Consider the following 13,344-nt stretch of genomic DNA (forward strand, 5'->3'; position numbering starts at 1 on the left):
ACAGGTGGGGGTCATGGGCCGACGTCAACAACGAGGGGCCGCATTACTGATGGTGCTGGTGGCCCTGGCGATGCTCGCCGGTGGCCTGACGTGGCTGACGGCGCAGGGCCGCCAGCAAGTCGATGGCGTGCGCCTGGTGCAGCAGCGCATTCAGGCGCGCGCGGTGGAAAAGGCCGCGCTGGCGTTCACCGGACAGGCGCTGCAAGACCCGCTGTGGCGCGCCAGCCCGATGTTCTGGCAGGCCCTGCGCGGCCAGCCGCTGAGCTATGAGTTTGCCGGCGGCCAATCGAGCATCCGCATCGTCGACCTGCACACCTGTTTCAACGTCAACAGCCTGATCGGCCCGCAAGCCGATCGGGCCCGCAACCAGTTGCTGCACCTGCTGGGCGACGATATGGCCGCCGAGCGCCTGGCCGACAAGCTGATCGACTGGCTGGACGCCAACCATCAGGCGCGCCTGCATGGCGCAGAAAACCCCGATTATCTGCGCCAGTCACCGGCGCGCCTGGCTGCCAACCAGCCGATGGTCGATATCAGCGAAATCAACCTGCTGGCGCAGGTGACGCCCCGCGTCGCGCAAGCGCTGTGCGCCTTGCCCGAGAACGAAGGCTGGCAGCTCAACGCCAATGCCTTGAGCCTGGATCACTTGCCGCTGCTCGAAGCCCTGTACGAAGGCGAGATCCCGCGCGCGCAACTCACCCGCCTGATCACCGGCCGCCCGCCCGGCGGCTATAAGGACGCCAGCGACCTGCGCAGCGTCATGGGCGCGATGGACGACGACGCATTCGCCCGGCTGAGCGAAGGCCTGCTGCTCAATGGCGATCATTTTCTGCTGCAGATCGAAACCACGCTGGACGGCCAGGCGTTTCGCAGCCAGTACCGGATGCAGGCCCGCGGCGTCGTGAAATGGCACGCGCGGGTGCCGGCGCAGCAGATGGTGGTGCGAGAGCGGCAGGTGGGTGTCGAGCCGCTTTAACCGGCGCCCGATGCCAAGTCCTTGAGGATCGGGCAGTCGGGGCGATGGTCGCCCTGGCAGTGATCGATCAGGTCGCTCAGGGTGTCGCGCAGGCTGGCCATCTCGATGATCTTGCGTTCCAGTTCCTCTACATGTCGCTGGGCCAGCGCCTTGACGTCGGCGCTGGCGCGGCCGCGGTCCTGCCAGAGGGTCAGCAGTTTGCCGGCTTCCTCCAGCGAAAAGCCCAGATCGCGCGAGCGCTTGATAAAGCTCAGGGTGTGCAGGTCCTGCGCGCTGTAGCGGCGGTAACCGCTGTCGCTGCGGTGCGCCGGTTGCAGCAGGCCGATGGACTCGTAGTAGCGGATCATCTTGGCGCTCAGGCCGCTGCGCTGCGCCGCTTCACCGATATTCATGGCGTGTTGTCCACCGGGGTTTTCGGTCTCCAGGCCTTGAGCAACAAGGCATTGCTGACCACGCTGACGCTCGACAGGGCCATGGCCGCACCGGCCAGTACCGGATTGAGGTAGCCCAGCGCTGCCAGCGGCAGACCGATGAGGTTATAGACGAAGGCCCAGAACAGGTTCTGGCGGATTTTCGCGTAGGTCTTGCGGCTGATTTCCAGGGCGGCGGGCACCAGGCGCGGGTCGCCGCGCATCAGGGTAATGCCGGCCGCCTGCATGGCCACGTCGGTGCCGCCGCCCATGGCGATGCCGACATCGGCGGCGGCCAGCGCCGGCGCATCGTTGAGGCCGTCGCCGACCATCGCCACCACCCGGTTGCGCTTGAGGCCGCTGACAATCGCGGCTTTGTCGGCCGGCAACACCTGCGCGTGTACATCGAAGATGCCCAGCGCCTTGGCCACCGCCTGCGCGCTGCCCTGGTTGTCGCCGGTCAGCAGGTGGCTGGTGATACCGCGCTGGGTCAGCTGTTGCACCGCTTCGAGGGCGCCGGGCTTGAGCGTGTCGCCAAAGGCGAACAGGCCGATCACGCTCGGTTGCGGTGCCAGTTCGACCAGCCAGGAGATGGTACGGCCTTCGGCTTCCCAGGTTTGCGCAGACTCTGCCAGCTCGGCCATGGCCAGGTTGTTTTCGTCCAGCAGGCGACGATTGCCCAGCGCCAGTTGCCGGCCTTGTACGGTGGCGGCGATGCCGCGACCGGGCAGGGCGTGGCTGTGTTCGGGCACTTGCAGCGGCAACTGCCATTGCGCGCACACATCCAGCACCGCCTTGGCCAGCGGGTGTTCACTGCCGCGCTGCAAGGTGCCGGCCCATTGCAGCAGTTGTTCTTCGTTGACCCGGGCGGCGCTCATGTTGGTGATGCGCGGGGTGCCGCTGGTCAAGGTGCCGGTCTTGTCGAAGACCACCACCTCAATCTGATGGGCGCGCTCCAGGGCTTCGGCATCCTTGATCAGGATGCCGTGGCGGGCGGCCACGCCGGTACCGGCCATGATCGCCGCCGGCGTGGCCAGGCCCAGTGCGCAAGGGCAGGCGATGACCAGCACCGCGACGGCATTGAGCAGCGCCGCTTCAAGGCCGGCGCCGTAATACATCCAGCCGGCCAGGGTCAGCAGGGCGATGACCAGCACGGCGGGCACGAATACCTGGCTGACTTTATCCACCAGACGCTGGATCGGCGCCTTGCCGGCCTGGGCGTCCTCGACCAGGCGAATGATGCGCGCCAGCACCGTCTCGGCACCCAATGCGGTGGCGCGTACCAGCAGGCGGCCTTCGCCGTTGATGGCGCCGCCGACCACGTGATCGCCGGTGTGCTTGGGCACCGGCAGGCTTTCGCCGCTGATCAGGGCTTCGTCGGCATGGCTTTGGCCTTCGATGACCTGGCCATCGACCGGAAAGCGCTCGCCGGGCCGGACCAGCACCACGTCGTCGAGGCGCAGGGCGTCGATTGCCACTTCGCGCTCCTGGCCGTCGATGACCTGCCAGGCGCGCTCCGGGCGCAGCGCCTCAAGGCCGCGCAAGGCACTGGCGGTCTGGCGTTTGGCGCGGCTTTCAAGGTGTTTGCCCAGCAGCACCAGGGCAATGACCATGGCCGAGGCTTCGAAATACAGGTGCGGTGTGCTGCCGGGGGCCGCGCTGATCCAGGCATAGACACTCAGCCCATAGCCGGCGCTGGTGCCGAGTGCGACCAGCAGGTCCATGTTGCCGGCGCCTGCGCGCACGGCTTTCCAGGCGGCGACATAAAAGCGCGCGCCCAGAATGAACTGCACCGGTGTCGCAAGGGCGAACTGCACCCAGGCCGGCAGCATGGCGTGGATGCCCAGCGGGGCGAGCAGCATCGGGATCACCAGCGGCAAGGCCAGTGCCAGGGCCAGCAGCACCGTCCAGCGCTCGTGGTTGCTCTGGCGTGCGCGGGTTTCACGCTGCCGGGTTTCAGAACCGGGTGCCGACAGGCTGGCTTCATAACCGGCGCGGCTGACAGCGGCGATGAGGGTTTGCGGATCGAGGTCGGGACGGCCCTGGATATGCGCGCGTTCGTTGGCCAGGTTGACCGTCACACTGTCGACGCCTGGCACTTTGGCCAGGGCTCGCTCGACCCTGCCTGCGCAACTGGCGCAGGTCATGCCGCCAATCGGCAGGTCGAAGACGATAGGTTCTTGCATTGTGTTCACTCCCTGAAGGCTCAATGCCTGCAAGGATCAACCTTGACCCAAGGGCAAGGTCAAGGCAATCAATAATTCAGGCCGGCGCGCGTGAGGTACAGGCCATTGAGGTTGGCTGCAATGCGGTACTTGAGGATATCGCCGGCGCGTATCGTGATGCGTGTACTGCTTTGCGCTTCCATGCCCGCCGCGCAGCCGCCGACGGCGCCGGGCAGGCGGGTCAGGCGCACATTCACATCACCGGGCGGCAGGTTGAACGACACCGATTGTTCCTGAAACACGCGGCCCGCCAACTGGTCCTGAACGTAGATGCCGATTTCGCAGGCACTGCCGACTTCAAGGCGCTCGCGGGAAATGATCAGGACGCCGTATTCCTGCTCGGCCTGGACGCCGGGGGCTGCCGCCAGAAGACCGAGAATGCCGAAGAGGCTCAAAGCTGACCAACGCATCGCGGGTACTCCTGTGGAAAACGATGATGGCCAAGCTTGGCCCACTGACGGCGCGAATGCCAGCCCGGCAGATGCAGGCGAAACTTGACCTTGCCCCGATGGCAAGGTTGAGAATGGCGCATCTCACTCAAGGAGGTCATCGATATGCACGTATTCCAGGTTCAAGGCATGACCTGCGGCCATTGCGTCCGCGCGGTCACCCACGTGATTCAAGGCGAAGACCCACAGGCGCGGGTCGAAGTCGATCTGCCAGGCAAGCAGGTGAAGGTCGACAGTACGCTGGCGGCGCAGCGAATCATCGAGTTGATCACTGAAGAGGGCTATCAGGTCCAGCCCTGAAAGCCGCTTCATCCTGGCGAGGCAGTCGTAATTTTTCGCTGCTTCGGCAGTTATCTGTCGGCAAGCCGGGTAGACTGACGCGATGCTTAGCTTGCTTACGGATAGTCGATGAACCCTCGCATTATTCTCATTCTCGGTGCCCTGAGCGCCTTCGGCCCGCTGGCCATCGATTTCTATCTGCCGGGCTTCCCGGCCATGGCCCTTGCGTTCGGCACCGACGAAAAACACGTGCAGTTGACCCTGGCGTCCTACTTTCTCGGGCTGTCGATCGGGCAACTGATCTATGGCCCGGCCGCCGACCGCTTTGGCCGGCGCAAGCCGCTGCTGGTGGGCGTGACCCTGTTTTCCCTGGCGTCGCTGGCCTGTGCATTCGCACCGAATCTGGAGTGGCTGATCGCTGCGCGCTTTGTCCAGGCGCTGGGCGGCTGTGCGGGCATGGTGGTCGCGCGGGCCATTGTCAGCGACAAATGCGATGCCATTGGTTCTGCCAAGGTTTTTTCGCAATTGATGCTAGTCATGGGGCTGGCACCGATTCTGGCGCCGATGCTGGGCGGGGTGATGGTCAATGCCTACGGCTGGCAGTCGATCTTCCTGGCCCTGACCTTGTTCAGCGGCGCTTGCCTGATCGCGGTCACGCGCGGTTTGCCGGAAAGCCTGAGCGTTGATCGGCGCGCACCGTTGAGCGGTGCGCTCAGGCAATACTTCAATCTGCTCGGCGATCGGGTGTTCATCGGCTATGCCTTGAGCGGCGGCATCGCCATGGCCGGGATGTTTTCCTACATTGCCGGCTCACCGTTTGTGTTCATCAAGCTGTATGGCGTGCCGGCCGAGCATTACGGCTGGCTGTTCGGCATGAACGCGGCGGGCTTCATTCTGGTGGCGCAGGTCAATGCACGCCTGCTGCGGCGCTTCGGGCCGGCCTTTTTGCTGTCGCGCGGCATTCTGGTGTATCTGGCGGCGGCGTTGACCGTGCTGGGCATCAGCCTGCTGCGCACCGAACAGTTGTGGCCGTTGCTGGTGCCGCTGTTTGTGTGCCTGGCCAGCCTGGGTTGCATCATCCCCAATGCCTCGGCGTGCGCCATGAACGGCCAGGGCCGTCGCGCCGGCAGCGCCTCGGCTTTGCTTGGTTGCCTGCAATTCAGCGTGGCGGCCGGGGCGTCGAGCCTGGTGGGCGTGTTGCACGACGGCACCGCGACACCGATGACCCTGGTGATCAGCCTGTGTGCGGCGCTGGCGGTCACGGTGTCGATCTACACCGGGCGCCAGGTTGCCCGGCGCGAGGCGCAGAAAGCCGCTGCTTAAAAGCCTTCCAGAACGATCTTGCCTTTTGCCTTGTTGCTCTCCAGCAAGGCATGGGCACGGCGCAGGTTGTCGGCGTTGATGCTGCCGAAGTGCTCGCCGAAGGTGGTTTTCAGCGTGCCGGCATCGATCAGTTGGGCGACGCGGCCAAGCAGGTTGTGCTGCTCGATCATGTCTTCGGTCTGGAACATCGAGCGGGTGTACATGAACTCCCAGTGCAGCGACAGGCTCTTGCGCTTGAGCAGTTTGACGTCCAGGTGCTCCGGGTCGTCGATCAGTGCCAGCTTGCCTTGCGGCTTGAGCGCGTCGACCAGTTGCGCCAGGTGTTGGTCGGTGTGGGTCAGGCTGGCGACGTGGGTCACGTGCGCCACGCCGATACGCTGCAGTTCTTCAACCAGCGGCTTGCTGTGATCAATCACCTCATGAGCACCCAGCTCGCGCACCCAGGCGGCGGTTTCCGGGCGTGAGGCGGTGCCGATCACTTTCAGCGAGGTCAGTTGCCGGGCCAGTTGGGTGAGGATCGAGCCGACACCACCGGCGGCGCCGACGATCAACAGGGTTTGCTCCTGGCCCTGGCCCTGAGCAACTTGCAGGCGTTCGAAGAGCAGTTCCCAGGCGGTGATGGCGGTCAGCGGCAGGGCGGCGGCATGGGCAAAGCTCAGCGAGGCCGGCATGTGCCCGACGATGCGCTCGTCGACCACATGCAATTCGCTGTTGCCGCCGGCACGGGTCAGGTCGCCGGCATAGAACACCTTGTCGCCCGGTTGAAACAGCGTCACCTCGCTGCCGACCGCCTTGACCACCCCGGCGACGTCCCAGCCCAGTACCTTGGCGGCGCCTTCCTGCGGCGCGACATTGCGGCGGATCTTGGTGTCCACCGGGTTGACCGAGATGGCCTTGACCTCGACCAGCAGGTCGCGCGGTCCGGCCACGGGCTCGGGCAGCTCGATGTCTTGCAAGGCGTTTGCATCGTCGATGGGCAATGGCTGGTAGTAGGCGATGGCTTTCATGCGGTGTCCTTCAAGGAGTGATCAATGACGCCATCATTGCCCATTTCCGATCAGGGTAAAACCGGCTAAAACAGCAGGCTCTTTCAATATTATTTTGATAATCGAGGCCTGGATGCTGCGTTTCGACGATTTGCAGTTGTTTGTCAGGGCCGCCGACCTGGGCAGTCTTTCGGCGGCCGCGCGGGCCATGGACGTGTCGGCGGCCGTCGCCAGTGCCGCGCTCAAGCGCATCGAGCAGCAATTGGGCGCGCGTTTGCTGGCGCGCTCGACCCGCAGCTTGCGGCTGACGGCCGAGGGTGAGGGTTTTCTGCAATATGCCCGCGCCGCGCTCAGCAGCCTGGAAGAAGGGCAGCGCTTGCTTGCCGGAAGCCAGGACCAGTGCAGCGGTGTGCTGATGCTGTCGGCACCTTCGGATTTCGGGCGCAATGTGCTGTTGCCGTGGCTGGACGAGTTTCAGCAACAGCATCCTTTATTGAGTGTGCGTTTGCTGTTGGGCGATGGCATTACTGACCTGTTCCGCCAGCCAGTGGATGTCGCGCTGCGCTATGGCGAGCCCGAGGACTCCAGCCTGGTGGCTTTGTCGGTGGCGGCGGACAACCGCCGGGTGCTGTGCGCCGCGCCGGCGTACTTGGCGCGGCATGGCGAGCCGCAGCAGGTCGAACAACTGGCGCAGCATAATTGCCTGCTGTACAGGCTGGCCGAACGCGCCCATGACCACTGGCACTTTGTCGACGGCAAGCGCGAAATCAGCCTGACGGTGCGCGGCGACCGCTTCAGTGACGATGCCGATGTGGTCCGCCGCTGGGCGGTGGCCGGTGCGGGAGTGGCCTACAAGTCGTGGCTGGATGTGGCGGCCGATGTGCGTGCCGGGCGGCTCAAGGTATTGATGCCCGAGCTGTTGGGTGAACGGGCGCCCTTGAATCTGCTGTGTACGCACCGCGCGCAGTTGAGCCGGCCGGTCACCCTGCTGTTGGCGATGCTCAGGCAGCGCTGCGCCGAATGGGGCGCTCAGTCTGGGGAAATGCCCTACAGCACTTTCGGAAAATAGCAGGGGTAAAGACTGCTTTTCGCTGCGAAGTGTCAACATGAACATAATGGCCTGCGGTGCTGGCAGGCACCACGTCGATGATGGCCGTTATCCCGGTGCCTGGGCTCGACAGCCGGGCCTATAATCCCGGACCTGGGAGGGATCGTGCTGTAGTCCGTGGACGGCAGGCGATGGATGAATGTTTCGACAGGGAGTGAACAAATGGATTACGCACCTAGCATCAGCCAGATAGCGGCATTGCTGGCTGATCCCAAGCGCAGTGCGATGCTCTGGGTCTTGATGGATGGCGCTGCACGTCCTGCCGATGAGCTGGCCTTGCAGGCCGGATTGTCGACCGCTTCGGCGGGTGCGCATCTGGCGCGTCTGGCCGCCGGCGGCCTGCTCAAGCAGGAAACCCGGGGGCGAAAGCGGTTTTTCCGGCTGGCCGCGCCGGAAATCGGTGTGGCCGTGCAAGCCCTGGCCAGCGCCTCGCAAGTCAGCGCCGAGCAGATCAGCCGCCTCGTGGCGCAGCCCTTGCCGCCGTTGCCGGTGCGCCGCGCACGGGTGTGTTGCGATCATCTGGGCGGCGAACTGGCTGCCGAGCTGTACCAGCGGCTGCTGGGCGATGGCTGGATTTCGCAGCAGGAGCAGCGTATCGAGGTCACTAGCAAGGGCATGGCCAAGTTTGCCGAGCGCGGCATCTATGTGCCGGCCCTGGCCCAGCGCGAGCGCGAAACGGTCTGCGCCTGCCCCGCGTGTAATGAACGCAGCCCGCATCTGGGCGGCGCGCTGGGGGCAGGATTGCTGCAGTTGTTCATTCAGATGGGCTGGCTGCGCACCACCGAGGAGTCCAACACGCTGCAGATCTCATCCAACGGCCAACGCGAAATCAGCAAGATCGCGTCAGCCGCTTAAGCTCAGGGCTTGACCAGGCGGGCATCCAGGCTGTTTTGCGCCAGGCGTCTGGCCTGGTCTTCGGTCATGCCCAGATGGGTGTGCAGGGCATGGAAGTTTTCCGTCACATAGCCGCCGAAATACGCCGGGTCGTCGGAGTTGACCGTGACCTTCACGCCGCGCTCGAGCATGTCGAGGATGTTGTGCTGGCTCATGTGGTCGAACACGCACAGTTTGGTGTTGGACAGCGGGCAGACGGTCAGCGGGATCTGCTCATCGATGATGCGCTGCATCAGGCGCTCGTCTTCGATGGCGCGTACGCCGTGGTCGATACGCTCGATCTTGAGCAGGTCCAGCGCTTGCCAGATGTACTCGGGCGGGCCTTCTTCGCCGGCGTGGGCCACGGTCAGGAAGCCCTCGCCACGGGCACGGTCGAACACGCGCTGGAACTTGCTCGGCGGATGACCCATCTCCGAGCTGTCGAGGCCGACGGCCACGAACGCATCGCGAAACGGCAGGGCTTGATCGAGGGTCTGCTCGGCCTGTTCTTCACTGAGGTGGCGCAGAAAGCTGAGGATCAGGCCGCTGCCGATGCCCAGTTGGGTCTTGCCGTCTTTCAGGGCCTGGGTGATACCGGCCAGCACCACTTCAAAGGGGATGCCGCGATCGGTGTGGGTCTGCGGGTCGAAGAACGGTTCGGTGTGAATCACGTTCTGCGCCTTGCAGCGCAGCAGATAGGCCCAGGTCAGGTCGTAGAAGTCCTGCTCGGTGCGCAGTACATCGGCGCCCTGGTAATACAGATCGAGAAATTCCTGCAGGTTGTTGAAGGCATAGGCCTGGCGCAGAGCGTCTACGCTGTTCCACGGCAGGGCAATCTTGTTGCGCTCGGCCAGGGCGAATAGCAGTTCGGGCTCCAGCGAGCCTTCGAGGTGCAGGTGCAGTTCTGCCTTGGGCAGGGCGTTCAACCAGTCGTACATGGATTCTTCTCATCAGGTGCGTAGCCTGGCTATTTTACAGATGGCAAAGGGCTTGGGGGATGAAAGCTGACCAAACGGTTGATGCGCATCCGTTGGGCGGCTGAAACCTTTTGACACATTGGCGGCTCTGAGACTGCACGCAAGGTTGCGTCACTCAAGCGGACAAGCACATGGGCTCGATACTCAGGCAAGAAAAACTCCTTCTTCTGGCGATCATCGCGGCGGTGGCCGCCTATGCGCTGGAGCACTCGTTGCTCGGCAATGGCCGCACCGTGGCGTTGATCGCAGGACTGGCGCTGGTGGGCTTTATCGTCTGCGCCTCGATGCGCGTGGCGCATCACGCCGAAGTGCTGGCCGAAAAGGTCGGCGACCCTTACGGCACGATGATTCTGACCCTGTCGGCGGTGCTGGTGGAGGTGGTGATTCTGGCCATCATGATGAGCAACGAACCATCACCCACGCTGGTGCGCGACACTATTTATGCCGCCGTGATGCTCGATATCAACGGCATTCTGGGCCTGGCCGCGCTGATGGGTGGGCTCAAGCATGGCGAGCAGTCGTATAACGACAGCTCGGCGCGCACCTACAGCGTGATGATCCTCACGGCGATGGGCGTGTCGATGGTGGTGCCCGAATTCATTCCCGAAGGCGACTGGAAGCTGTATTCGGCCTTTACCATTGGCGCCATGGTGGTGTTGTATGCGTTGTTTCTGCGCATGCAGGTCGGGCCGCACAGTTACTTCTTCAGTTACAACTACCCGGAAAAGAAACAGCGTCACGGTGCCGATCAGGATCACGGCGCGGCAGGCAACCTGACCCGTTCGATCGCGACGCTGGTGGCCGGTGTGGTGGTTATCGGTGCGCTGGCCGAAGTGATGGCCAAGACCCTGGACCTTGGGCTGGAGGGCAGCGGCGCACCGCCGGTGATGACCGCCGTGCTGGTGGCGGCGATCTCGGCGGCGCCGGAGATTCTTACGGCCTTGCGAGCGGCACTGGCCAATCGCATGCAGTCGGTGGTCAATATCGCCCTGGGCGCGTCGTTGTCCACCGTGATCCTCACCGTGCCGGTGATGGAAGCCATGGCGCTGTACAGCGATCAGCCGTTCCAGATGGCCATGACGCCGGTGCAGACGGTGATGGTGTTCATCACGCTGCTGGTCTGCGCGATCAATCTCAATGACGGGCAGACCAATGCCATTGAGGGCATGACGCATTTCGTGTTGTTTGCGACCTTTATCATGCTCTCGTGTCTGGGGCTGTAACGGGCCGTCTTACCAGACGATGCTTTCGCCTTTGTAATTGATGAAGTGGTGACCGCCTTTGCCGGCGTAGGCATTGAGTTGTTGTACCAGGCCGGTGGTGCTGGTCAGCACATCGATCTCGGCGTTCTCGCCGCCCATGTCGGTTTTGACCCAGCCCGGGTGCAGTGACAACACGGTCGGCCGTGGCTCGGGCAGGCGAGTGACGAAGGTGTTGGTCATCGAGTTGAGGGCGGCCTTGCTGGCTTTGTACAGGCCCATGGTGTCGCCTTCCGGACACGCGACGCTGCCCAGCACCGAACTCATGAAGGCCACGATGCCGGTGTTCGCACGGACCTGACCGACCAGATACTCGGCCAAGCGGATGGGGGCTACAGCATTGGTCAGGAACAATTGGCCCAGCTCGGCAGCGGTCGACTGCGCTGCGCTTTGATGTTGAGCGCCCAGTACGCCTGCGTTGATGAACAACACATCGAATGCTTCACCCTTGAGTTTCTGGATCAGGACCTGCACCGAGGCATTGTCGTCGATGTCGAGGGTTTCGATGTGCACGCCGCCAATGGCCTTCAAGGCATCGGCCTTTTGTGGGTCTCGTACGGTGGCGATGACTTTCCAGTTCTGTTCGGTCAAGCGCTGGACCAGCCCCAGGCCCAGGCCGCGAGAGGCGCCGATGATCAGCGCAGTTTTTTCGGCAGACATGGAAAACTCCTTTTTCTGTGAATGGTTGTCGCGTCAGGTGTCGACAGTGCGGCTTGCAGCCTACTTCAGGCTTGAGCCTGTGGATACAGTGTTTGAAAGCGTGCTGCGCTCAATGTCTCAGCTAATTGTGCAAATAACGATCAACATCCTGTAAGGCCCGGTTTGTAAGGCTTGCAGCGCAGTGTGCTCAGCTTATCCACAGCCGGGTGCACAGTAGATGTGGGCAATTGATCGATCATGGCTGTTCAGGTGTGTGCAGCATGATCCGGCCACGGCTCAGGTCGGCCAGTTGCCTGCGCAGGGTGTCGACATGTTCCGGGCCTACGGCAATCAACAGCTGCACGCCATTGGCGGTGAAGGTTTCTTCTTCTATAAGGCCGTTGAGTTCGGCCAGCCGCAGTTTGACCAGGGTCAGTTCGCTGAAGCTGCACGCGAGGTTGAACGGTTGGCGATTGATCAGCGCTACTCGTTCGGCCTGTTGCAGGCATTTGTTCGCGCCTCCGCCATAAGCGCGGGCCAGGCCGCCGGTCCCCAGTTGAATGCCGCCGTACCAGCGGATCACCAGCACCACCACCTGATCGAAGTCTTGCGCTTCGATGGCGGCCAGGATCGGCCGGCCAGCGGTACCGCCGGGTTCGCCGTCGTCATTGCTGCGGTATTGGCCGCCGAGTTTCCAGGCCCAGCAGTTGTGAGTGGCGTCCAGATCGCTGTGCTGGTCTATAAAGGCTTGTGCTTCGGCGGGGCTGCCGATGGGGCCGGCGAAGGTGATGAAGCGGCTTTTGCGGATGTCTTCGCGAAATTCACAAAAGCCGGCGAGGGTAGAGGGCATGCGCTGTGTCCGACCGGTTACGGGGTACGCATATTACAAGGCGGGCGGCGTCAACCCGCAACCCTTGAGGATGATGCGGATCAGGTTATCGGCGGCCTGGTCCATGTCCTGGCGGGTCAGGCGGCTGCGGCCGGTGATGCGGCAGATCTGATGGGCGAAGTCGGCGTAGTGCTGAGTACTGCCCCACAGCAGGAAAATCAGATTGACTGGATCGATCGGGTCCATCTTGCCGGCATCGATCCAGGCCTGAAACACGCCAGCACGTTCGCGGAACCACTGACGGTAGTCCTGGTTGAAATGCTGAGTGATGCATTCGCCACCGCTGATGATTTCCATGGCAAAGATTCGCGAGGCCTGCGGGTGGCGTCGCGAGAACTCCATCTTGGCGCGGATATAGGCCGCCAGGGCGATGGCCGGGTCGTCATCCACCGCCAGATTGTTAAAGGTGTTGTCCCATTGCTCGATGATGTCGCTGAGCAAGGCGATATACAGCCCCTGCTTGTTGGTGAAGTAGTAATGCAGGTTGGCTTTGGGCAGACCGGCTTTCAGGGCGATGGCATTCATGCTGGTGCCCTTGAACCCGTGCCGGGCAAACTCGTCCTCGGCGGCCTTGAGAATGAGTTGCTGATTCTTCTGGCGAATGCGGCTGGCCGGCTTGCCTATGGGCGTGCTGTGCGCGGGGATTTCGAGGGGCATGGGGCACTTCCGCAGATCAGGGGTACGAGGGTGGCTATGGGCTGACAGATAACGCACCCGTGTGAATCCTACAAGTGCTATTGGTAATTTTGTCCGACAATATTTGCATCGTGGTCTACACTCCCTCTCTCTATATAGAAGAAGTGCTGTTTGCGGAGGGTTAGGGCGTTAATTTCACAATAGTGAAATTAAGTGTTGACGCCCCGTCTCAGCGCTCTATAATGCGCACCATTCCCGCCGCGGAAGAAACTGAAAACTCCTTGAAGATCAACGAGTTAGATGTGAAAACGGCGA

14 protein-coding genes are annotated in these 13,344 nt (G+C 63.0%); 6 read left to right on the top strand and 8 right to left on the bottom strand.

Going from position 1 to position 13,344, the window contains the following annotated elements:
• Nucleotides 1-13: 13 nt before the first annotated feature.
• Nucleotides 14-976: a type II secretion system minor pseudopilin GspK gene (gene gspK, locus ACYAS9_RS15830; RefSeq protein WP_463569216.1), complete on the top strand. Its 963-nt coding sequence runs from the start codon at nt 14-16 to the stop codon at nt 974-976.
• Here the strand turns inward: gspK and cueR are convergent.
• From cueR to ACYAS9_RS15845, 3 genes are all read right to left on the bottom strand, one after another.
• Nucleotides 973-1,368 carry a Cu(I)-responsive transcriptional regulator gene (cueR, locus tag ACYAS9_RS15835; protein ID WP_463569217.1) on the bottom strand — a complete coding sequence of 132 codons (396 nt, stop codon included), beginning with the start codon at nt 1,366-1,368 and terminating at the stop codon, nt 973-975. The two genes, gspK and cueR, sit on opposite strands and share 4 nt — an antisense overlap.
• Nucleotides 1,365-3,572, bottom strand: coding sequence for a heavy metal translocating P-type ATPase (locus tag ACYAS9_RS15840; protein WP_463569218.1), 2,208 nt, complete (start codon nt 3,570-3,572; stop codon nt 1,365-1,367). The genes cueR and ACYAS9_RS15840 overlap by 4 nt, the downstream gene beginning before the upstream one ends.
• A 68-nt stretch (nt 3,573-3,640) precedes the next feature.
• The gene (locus ACYAS9_RS15845) at nt 3,641-4,021 is read right to left on the bottom strand and encodes a hypothetical protein (RefSeq protein ID WP_463569219.1); all 381 of its coding nucleotides are present in this window, start codon (nt 4,019-4,021) and stop codon (nt 3,641-3,643) included.
• A 144-nt stretch (nt 4,022-4,165) separates the two neighbouring features.
• Between ACYAS9_RS15845 and ACYAS9_RS15850 the strand changes: the two genes are divergently transcribed.
• On the top strand, nt 4,166-4,360 hold the full coding sequence (locus ACYAS9_RS15850) for a heavy-metal-associated domain-containing protein (RefSeq protein WP_463569220.1): 195 nt from the start codon (nt 4,166-4,168) through the stop codon (nt 4,358-4,360).
• A gap of 108 nt (nt 4,361-4,468) precedes the next feature.
• Nucleotides 4,469-5,662 (top strand): Bcr/CflA family multidrug efflux MFS transporter, encoded by a 1,194-nt coding sequence (locus ACYAS9_RS15855; protein ID WP_463569221.1) that lies wholly within the window; start codon nt 4,469-4,471, stop codon nt 5,660-5,662.
• Here ACYAS9_RS15855 and ACYAS9_RS15860 read toward each other — a convergent pair.
• The gene (locus ACYAS9_RS15860; RefSeq protein ID WP_463569222.1) at nt 5,659-6,669 is read right to left on the bottom strand and encodes a zinc-binding alcohol dehydrogenase family protein; all 1,011 of its coding nucleotides are present in this window, start codon (nt 6,667-6,669) and stop codon (nt 5,659-5,661) included. The genes ACYAS9_RS15855 and ACYAS9_RS15860 overlap by 4 nt on opposite strands.
• Nucleotides 6,670-6,781: 112 nt before the next feature.
• Here ACYAS9_RS15860 and ACYAS9_RS15865 point away from each other — a divergent pair, with 112 nt between their 5' ends.
• Both ACYAS9_RS15865 and ACYAS9_RS15870 read left to right on the top strand, forming a co-directional pair.
• A complete protein-coding gene (locus tag ACYAS9_RS15865; RefSeq protein WP_463569223.1) occupies nt 6,782-7,717 on the top strand; it encodes a LysR family transcriptional regulator in 936 nt (311 codons plus the stop codon).
• 201 nt (nt 7,718-7,918) lie between these two features.
• Nucleotides 7,919-8,611 (top strand): ArsR/SmtB family transcription factor, encoded by a 693-nt coding sequence (locus ACYAS9_RS15870; RefSeq protein WP_463569224.1) that lies wholly within the window; start codon nt 7,919-7,921, stop codon nt 8,609-8,611.
• A 2-nt stretch (nt 8,612-8,613) separates the two neighbouring features.
• Here the strand turns inward: ACYAS9_RS15870 and ACYAS9_RS15875 are convergent, their stop codons facing one another.
• Complete coding sequence (locus ACYAS9_RS15875) at nt 8,614-9,567, bottom strand: adenosine deaminase (protein WP_463569225.1); 954 nt, start codon at nt 9,565-9,567, stop codon at nt 8,614-8,616.
• Between the two features lie 170 nt (nt 9,568-9,737).
• Between ACYAS9_RS15875 and ACYAS9_RS15880 the strand changes: the two genes are divergently transcribed.
• On the top strand, nt 9,738-10,829 hold the full coding sequence (locus ACYAS9_RS15880) for a calcium:cation antiporter (RefSeq protein ID WP_463569226.1): 1,092 nt from the start codon (nt 9,738-9,740) through the stop codon (nt 10,827-10,829).
• A gap of 9 nt (nt 10,830-10,838) precedes the next feature.
• Here the strand turns inward: ACYAS9_RS15880 and ACYAS9_RS15885 are convergent, their stop codons facing one another.
• From ACYAS9_RS15885 to ACYAS9_RS15895, 3 genes are all read right to left on the bottom strand, one after another.
• Complete coding sequence (locus ACYAS9_RS15885; RefSeq protein WP_463569227.1) at nt 10,839-11,525, bottom strand: SDR family oxidoreductase; 687 nt, start codon at nt 11,523-11,525, stop codon at nt 10,839-10,841.
• 235 nt (nt 11,526-11,760) lie between these two features.
• The gene (locus ACYAS9_RS15890; protein ID WP_463569228.1) at nt 11,761-12,354 is read right to left on the bottom strand and encodes an IMPACT family protein; all 594 of its coding nucleotides are present in this window, start codon (nt 12,352-12,354) and stop codon (nt 11,761-11,763) included.
• Between the two features lie 33 nt (nt 12,355-12,387).
• Nucleotides 12,388-13,050: a TetR/AcrR family transcriptional regulator gene (locus ACYAS9_RS15895; protein ID WP_463569229.1), complete on the bottom strand. Its 663-nt coding sequence runs from the start codon at nt 13,048-13,050 to the stop codon at nt 12,388-12,390.
• Between the last annotated feature and the right edge of the window lie 294 nt (nt 13,051-13,344).

The sequence above is a fragment of the Pseudomonas sp. HP_08 genome (assembly GCF_055284095.1).

Excerpts from the sequence above, each read along its gene's own strand:
- gspK (WP_463569216.1), top strand. The coding sequence starts at position 14 with ATGGGCCGACGTCAACAACGAGGGGCCGCATTACTGATGGTGCTGGTG.
- cueR (WP_463569217.1), bottom strand. The coding sequence starts at position 1,368 with ATGAATATCGGTGAAGCGGCGCAGCGCAGCGGCCTGAGCGCCAAGATG.
- ACYAS9_RS15840 (WP_463569218.1), bottom strand. The coding sequence starts at position 3,572 with ATGCAAGAACCTATCGTCTTCGACCTGCCGATTGGCGGCATGACCTGC.
- ACYAS9_RS15845 (WP_463569219.1), bottom strand. The coding sequence starts at position 4,021 with ATGCGTTGGTCAGCTTTGAGCCTCTTCGGCATTCTCGGTCTTCTGGCG.
- ACYAS9_RS15850 (WP_463569220.1), top strand. The coding sequence starts at position 4,166 with ATGCACGTATTCCAGGTTCAAGGCATGACCTGCGGCCATTGCGTCCGC.
- ACYAS9_RS15855 (WP_463569221.1), top strand. The coding sequence starts at position 4,469 with ATGAACCCTCGCATTATTCTCATTCTCGGTGCCCTGAGCGCCTTCGGC.
- ACYAS9_RS15860 (WP_463569222.1), bottom strand. The coding sequence starts at position 6,669 with ATGAAAGCCATCGCCTACTACCAGCCATTGCCCATCGACGATGCAAAC.
- ACYAS9_RS15865 (WP_463569223.1), top strand. The coding sequence starts at position 6,782 with ATGCTGCGTTTCGACGATTTGCAGTTGTTTGTCAGGGCCGCCGACCTG.
- ACYAS9_RS15870 (WP_463569224.1), top strand. The coding sequence starts at position 7,919 with ATGGATTACGCACCTAGCATCAGCCAGATAGCGGCATTGCTGGCTGAT.
- ACYAS9_RS15875 (WP_463569225.1), bottom strand. The coding sequence starts at position 9,567 with ATGTACGACTGGTTGAACGCCCTGCCCAAGGCAGAACTGCACCTGCAC.
- ACYAS9_RS15880 (WP_463569226.1), top strand. The coding sequence starts at position 9,738 with ATGGGCTCGATACTCAGGCAAGAAAAACTCCTTCTTCTGGCGATCATC.
- ACYAS9_RS15885 (WP_463569227.1), bottom strand. The coding sequence starts at position 11,525 with ATGTCTGCCGAAAAAACTGCGCTGATCATCGGCGCCTCTCGCGGCCTG.
- ACYAS9_RS15890 (WP_463569228.1), bottom strand. The coding sequence starts at position 12,354 with ATGCCCTCTACCCTCGCCGGCTTTTGTGAATTTCGCGAAGACATCCGC.
- ACYAS9_RS15895 (WP_463569229.1), bottom strand. The coding sequence starts at position 13,050 with ATGCCCCTCGAAATCCCCGCGCACAGCACGCCCATAGGCAAGCCGGCC.